Consider the following 5,847-nt stretch of genomic DNA (forward strand, 5'->3'; position numbering starts at 1 on the left):
CCGCCACAATTAAGGGTAATCGCTGTAAAGTAAATACCGTAAGCCATACCGCATTTAGAGGATTTGGTGGCCCGCAAGGAATGATTATGGGCGAGCTAATAATGGACGATATAGCCGCCAAATTAGGTAAAGATCCGCTTGAAATTAGAAAACTCAATTTATATAAAAAAGGCCGCGATACCACGCCGTACCATCAAACCGTAGAGCAACATATTTTAAAAGATATGATAAACCAGCTTGAAGAGTCAGGTGACTACTGGGCACGTAAAAATGCTATTAAAGCATTCAACGCATCGTCACCTATTATCAAAAAAGGCCTTGCGATGACGCCGGTTAAATACGGTATTTCGTTTACGGTACAACACTTAAACCAAGCCGGTGCATTAGTGCATGTATACAGCGATGGCTCTATACATTTAAACCATGGCGGCACCGAAATGGGCCAGGGGTTAAACACCAAAATTGCGCAAATTGTAGCCCATGGCTTTGGGGTCGATTTTGACGCGGTAAGTATTAGCGCTACGCGTACCGACAAAGTACCAAACACCTCGCCAACAGCGGCTTCAAGCGGTACCGACTTAAACGGTATGGCGGCGCTAAATGCAGTAAACACAATAAAAGAGCGCTTAATAAACTTTATTACCGAGCACTTTGAAGTAGACAGCCAAAGTATTACATTTAAAGATAACCTCATTACTTTTAGTAAAGGGGAAATTAGCTTTAGCGAACTTGCAAATCTTGCTTACATGAATCGTATATCGCTTTCATCTACCGGTTATTACGCCACACCAAAAATTCATTACGATAGAGCCAAAGGTGAAGGCCGCCCATTTTTTTACTACGCTCACGGCGTAGCACTCAGCGAAGTAGAAGTAGATACCCTAACTGGCGAAAACACGGTAACTCGCGTTGATATACTGCATGATGTAGGCAGCTCAATTAACCCAGCACTTGATATAGGGCAAATTGAAGGCGCCTTTGTGCAAGGTATGGGCTGGCTAACAACCGAAGACTTACAATGGAATGATAAAGGCCAGCTTGCAAGCTTTGGCCCAGCCAACTACAAAATACCAGCCATTGGCGATACCCCTGCCGAATTTAACGTCAATCTTTATAACTCAGCAAATCCAGAAACCACCGTGTTTAGATCAAAAGCCGTAGGCGAGCCGCCATTCATGCTGGCCTTTAGTGCATGGAGCGCCATTCGTAATGCAATAAGCAGTGTGGCTGATTACAAATACACAGCCCCACTGGATACACCCGCAACCCCAGAGCGAGTATTGAGTGCAATTGAGCAAACCGCTAGCTGGTTTAAGGAGCATCAACATGGCTAATTTAAATGAGTCGTTTCAGGGTTTTCATACGCAAAACTGGGCGCAGGCTATAAACGAGCACGAACAAAGCGGCACTAATTATGTAATTGCCACGGTACTTGGCACAAATGGCTCAACCCCTCGCGGCACAGGCTCTAAAATGGTAATAAGCGGCGAGCATATTTACGACACTCTTGGCGGTGGCCACCTTGAATACGTAGTAATAGAAAAAGCCCGCGAACTACTTGCCAAAGGCGAAGCCGCCCAAGTAATTGAGCAATTTAACCTAGGTGCAAATTTAGGCCAGTGCTGCGGCGGGGCTGCCACCGTTATGCTTGAATGCATGCAATGCGAGCGCTTTACTTTAGATATTTACGGCGCAGGCCACGTAGCACAAGCGCTTATTGGTATATTGGCACAACTGCCTATTCGCATACGCTGGATAGATAGCCGCGCAGATGTATTCCCACAGGCTATGCCAACTAATGTAGTAAAAGTGATTGATGAAGAGCCAACAGAACAAGTAAAGCGTGCGCCTAAAGCTAACAACTACTTAATACTTACCCATAACCACCAGCTCGACTTTGCACTCACCCAAGCCATTATTAAACGCGCTGATGCCAATTGGCTGGGCGTTATTGGCTCTGACACTAAAGCAAAACGTTTTAAACAACGCCTAGCACAGCGCGATTTTACAGCCGATCAAATACAGCAAATGACCTGCCCTGTTGGGCTTAATAACATTTCGGGCAAATTACCAATGGAAGTGGCTATTTCGATTAGTGGACAGCTAATTGGCCTTTATCAGGCTATGCAAACCCAAGAGCCAAAACGCCAAGGCTTGCAATGGCGCACACTAAAAAATGCATTAATTAGCACCACGCAAGAGGAAGTAGGCGCATGAGTAGTTTACAAATAAATACGCTAAATGATGCACAAGTAAAACAAGCACTTGAGCATTGCTGCGCGGCCCCTAACTGGGTGGCGGGCATGGTAAAAGCAATGCCATTTAAAAGTGCTCAGCAGCTGTTTGAATGCGCACAAAGCACATGGGATAACCTTGGCGAAAGCGACTATTTAGCTGCCTTTGAAGGCCACCCGCAAATAGGCGACTTATCAACCCTTAGCAAAAAATACGCTGCTACCGCACAAAAAGCGGGGCATGAGCAATCGGGTATGAGCAAAGCAAACGAAGCCGTACTTACCAAAATGATTGCCCTCAATAAAGAGTACCTGAACAAGTTTGGCTTTATTTTTATTGTGTGCGCCACCGGTAAAACGGCCGAACAAATGCTCGAACTCATAGAGCAGCGCATACACAACACCCGCAGTACAGAGCTAAATATAGCCGCGGGNCGAACAAGCCAAAATAACAAAAATAAGATTGGAGTCACTGCTATGAGCAAAAGCCCTATAACCACCCATATACTTGATACCAGCACCGGAAAACCAGCAGCAAACGTTGCTGTTAAGCTATTTAAACTTACAAATAACGAATGGGTACAACTAACCCAAGGCAAAACAGATTCCGATGGGCGTATTACCGACTGGCTAAATACAGAAGTAGAATTTGCAACTTATAAGCTAGTATTTGATTTAGATAGTTATTACCAAAACCAACCTACCCCTGCGTTTTACCCAGAGGCGCAAATAACGTTTAGATTACAAGATACTAAACATCATCATATCCCATTGTTGCTTAGCCCGTTTGGCTACTCTACATACAGAGGTAGCTAACTATGAGCACACAAAACAATAATGACTTAACAGTAGTTTGTGCCGATATACTCGACTTTGTTGACGACCCTGCCATTGTTGGCGAAAACGCCTATCGTTTTTTTGAAAAGGGCGCATTAGTTATCAAGCACGGCAAAGTAGTTAAACTTGGCTATGAGCAAGACATATTACCTACAATTGATAAATCAGCGCATATTATCCGCCACGATGGCAAACTCGTTATGCCAGGCATGATAGACACCCACATACACTTACCACAAACCGAAATGGTGGGTGCGTACGGCGAGCAGCTTTTAAGTTGGCTCACCGAATACGCGTTTCCGACAGAGAAAAAGTTCACGTGTAAGCATTATTCAAAAGAGATATCTAATCGCTTTTTAGACGAGCTACTGCGCAACGGCACAACCACTGCCCTTGTATTTGGCACTGTGCATCCGCAATCGGTTGATGCGTTTTTTAAAGAATCACAAAAACGCAATTTACGCATGATTGCCGGTAAAGTAATGATGGATCGTAACTGCCCTGACGACTTATCTGATTGCGCGCAAACAAGCTATGACGAATCTAAAGCCCTCATCGAAAAATGGCACAATGTTGATAGGTTAAGCTACGCAGTTACACCACGCTTTGCTCCTACATCAACCCCTGAGCAACTTCAAAAATGTACTCAGTTGCTTGAAGAATACCCAGACACCTACCTGCATACACACTTATCTGAAAACAAAGACGAGTGCGAATGGGTAAAAGGGCTATTTCCAGAGTTTGATGATTACTTAGGCGTGTACGAGCAAGCAAAAATGGTACGTAAACGCTCAGTATTTGCCCATAGTATTCATTTATCTGAGCGCGAGCTATGCTGCCTTGCAGATAACAATGCGGCAATATCGCACTGCCCTACCTCAAACCTATTTTTAGGATCAGGACTTTTAAATTTAAAAGCCTGTGAAGAGCACGGTATAAACGTAGGCATGGGTACCGATGTAGGCGCAGGAACAAGCTTTTCTATGTTACAAACAGGTAACGAAGCTTATAAAATTCAGCAATTACAAGGTCAAAAGTTTTCAGCATTTAAAGGGCTGTATTTAGCAACACTCGGCGGTGCTAGAGCGCTCGATTTAGAAGGAACAATTGGTAATTTTGAAGCCGGTTGTGAAGCCGATTTTATTGTAATGGATTGTTCAGCAACCCCATTTTTAAAATTTAGGATACAGCATGCCAAAACCCTGCATGAAAAATTATTTGCAATGATGATGTTAGGCGACGACCGCTGCGTTGAGCAGACCTACATTATGGGTAAAAGTGTGTATAAGCGCGATGATAACAATCAATTTTCAGACACCCGCTCACCGGTATTAGAAGAGGCTTAACCGTTATGGAAAACTATTTATTTGAGCTTGCTCATTTAGTACTGCGTTATTTTCATGTTATTGCTGGTATAGCATGGATTGGCGCTTCATTTTATTTTGCATGGCTTGATAACAACCTACAAACACCACCGCAATGGAAAATAGATAAAGGCATAAAAGGCGATTTATGGGCCGTGCATGGTGGTGGCTTTTACGAAGTGGCTAAGTATCAAAATGGCCCTGAACAAATGCCTCACACCCTGCATTGGTTTAAGTGGGAAGCCTACACAACGTGGATCACCGGTATATTACTATTTAGCTTACTTTATTATGTTGGCGCCGATGTGTATTTAATTGATAACAGCAAAAGTGAGCTAAGTAAATTTGCCGCTATTGGCGCATCACTTGGTTTTATTGGCTTAGGCTATGGTGTTTATCGTTTATTGTGTAAAACCCCACTGGTCGAAAACGGCAAAGTGTTTATTGCTGTAGTTATTGGTTTATTAGCTCTGTGGACTTTTGGGGTTGATCAATTATTTAGCGACCGCGCTGTGTATATTCATGTAGGTGCACTTATTGGCACGTGTATGGTGGGTAATGTGTATCACATTATTATGCCAGGCCAACGCTACATGGTAAGTGAAGTAGAAGCTGGTAGAATCCCTGATTCAGCGCCAGGTTTAAAGGCAAAGCTGTGTTCTATTCATAATAACTACGCCACATTACCTGTAGTATTTATAATGCTTAGCAATCACTTTCCTTACACATATAGCCACAACTTTGGCTGGCTTATTTTAATTGCGCTGTTTGGTATTGGTATGTGGATACGCCATTACTTTAACTTAAAGCACCAAGGCATTAATAAACCCTCAGTACTTGTAAGCGGTATCGCCGCCTTTTTTGCCCTTATGCTAGCAATAGCACCTTGGCCCAGTACACCAACAAATGCAGGCGAAAGCGCGCCTTTACAAGCAAGTATTACCGACGCACAAGCGTGGGATATAATCAGCAAGCACTGTACCCAGTGCCACAGTGAAACACCTACATCAAAGCTTTTTCAAGCAGCGCCACTTGGCTTTAAGCTCGACTCTATTAATGATGTAAAAAAAGCCAGTACGCTTATTCATACCCGTGCGGTTATAACCAAAGACATGCCATTGGCTAATATGACCAACATGACTGATGCAGAGCGTGAAACGCTAGGCTCTTGGCTCATAGCACTTAAAAAGGAGCAATAACATGAGCGAGCAATTTAAAAACTACCCGCGCGATTTAATTGGTTATGGCCCAGATGTACCCCATGCAAATTGGCCCAATAAAGCACGTATTGCCGTGCAATTGGTATTAAATTACGAAGAAGGTGGCGAAAACTGTGTATTACATGGTGATGCAGCGGCCGAAACATTTTTATCTGAAATAGTTAGTGCCCCGCATGTTGAAGACCGCCATAT

General features: G+C 43.6%; 5 protein-coding genes and 1 pseudogene. All 6 read left to right on the forward strand.

The window, feature by feature from the left end; translation table 11 throughout:
- On the forward strand, positions 1 to 1,334 hold a 1,334-nt coding region (locus L655_RS0114130), incomplete at its 5' end, for a molybdopterin cofactor-binding domain-containing protein (protein WP_024605365.1).
- A complete protein-coding gene (gene xdhC, locus L655_RS0114135; protein WP_024605366.1) occupies positions 1,327 to 2,217 on the forward strand; it encodes a xanthine dehydrogenase accessory protein XdhC in 891 nt (296 codons plus the stop codon). The genes L655_RS0114130 and xdhC, both read left to right, overlap by 8 nt.
- Positions 2,214 to 3,050, forward strand: coding sequence for a 2-oxo-4-hydroxy-4-carboxy-5-ureidoimidazoline decarboxylase (uraD, locus tag L655_RS1000000128045; RefSeq protein ID WP_241764494.1), 837 nt, complete (start codon positions 2,214 to 2,216; stop codon positions 3,048 to 3,050). Before xdhC ends, uraD begins: the two co-directional genes overlap by 4 nt.
- 2 nt (positions 3,051 to 3,052) lie before the next feature.
- Positions 3,053 to 4,417 (forward strand): guanine deaminase, encoded by a 1,365-nt coding sequence (gene guaD / locus L655_RS0114150; RefSeq protein WP_024605367.1) that lies wholly within the window; start codon positions 3,053 to 3,055, stop codon positions 4,415 to 4,417.
- Positions 4,418 to 4,422: 5 nt separating this feature from the next.
- Entirely contained in the window at positions 4,423 to 5,634 is a 1,212-nt protein-coding gene (locus L655_RS0114155) for a urate hydroxylase PuuD (RefSeq protein WP_024605368.1), read from the forward strand.
- Between the two features lies 1 nt (position 5,635).
- A pseudogene (locus tag L655_RS0114160) lies at positions 5,636 to 5,847 on the forward strand (allantoinase); the annotation flags it as partial.

The organism is Pseudoalteromonas sp. TAE79 (assembly GCF_000498015.1).
Taxonomy (GTDB): Bacteria; Pseudomonadota; Gammaproteobacteria; order Enterobacterales; family Alteromonadaceae; genus Pseudoalteromonas.

What these genes read in the sequence shown, in the direction of transcription:
- xdhC (WP_024605366.1), top strand. Translation starts at nt 1,327, where the DNA reads ATGGCTAATTTAAATGAGTCGTTTCAGGGTTTTCATACGCAAAACTGG.
- guaD (WP_024605367.1), top strand. Translation starts at nt 3,053, where the DNA reads ATGAGCACACAAAACAATAATGACTTAACAGTAGTTTGTGCCGATATA.
- L655_RS0114155 (WP_024605368.1), top strand. Translation starts at nt 4,423, where the DNA reads ATGGAAAACTATTTATTTGAGCTTGCTCATTTAGTACTGCGTTATTTT.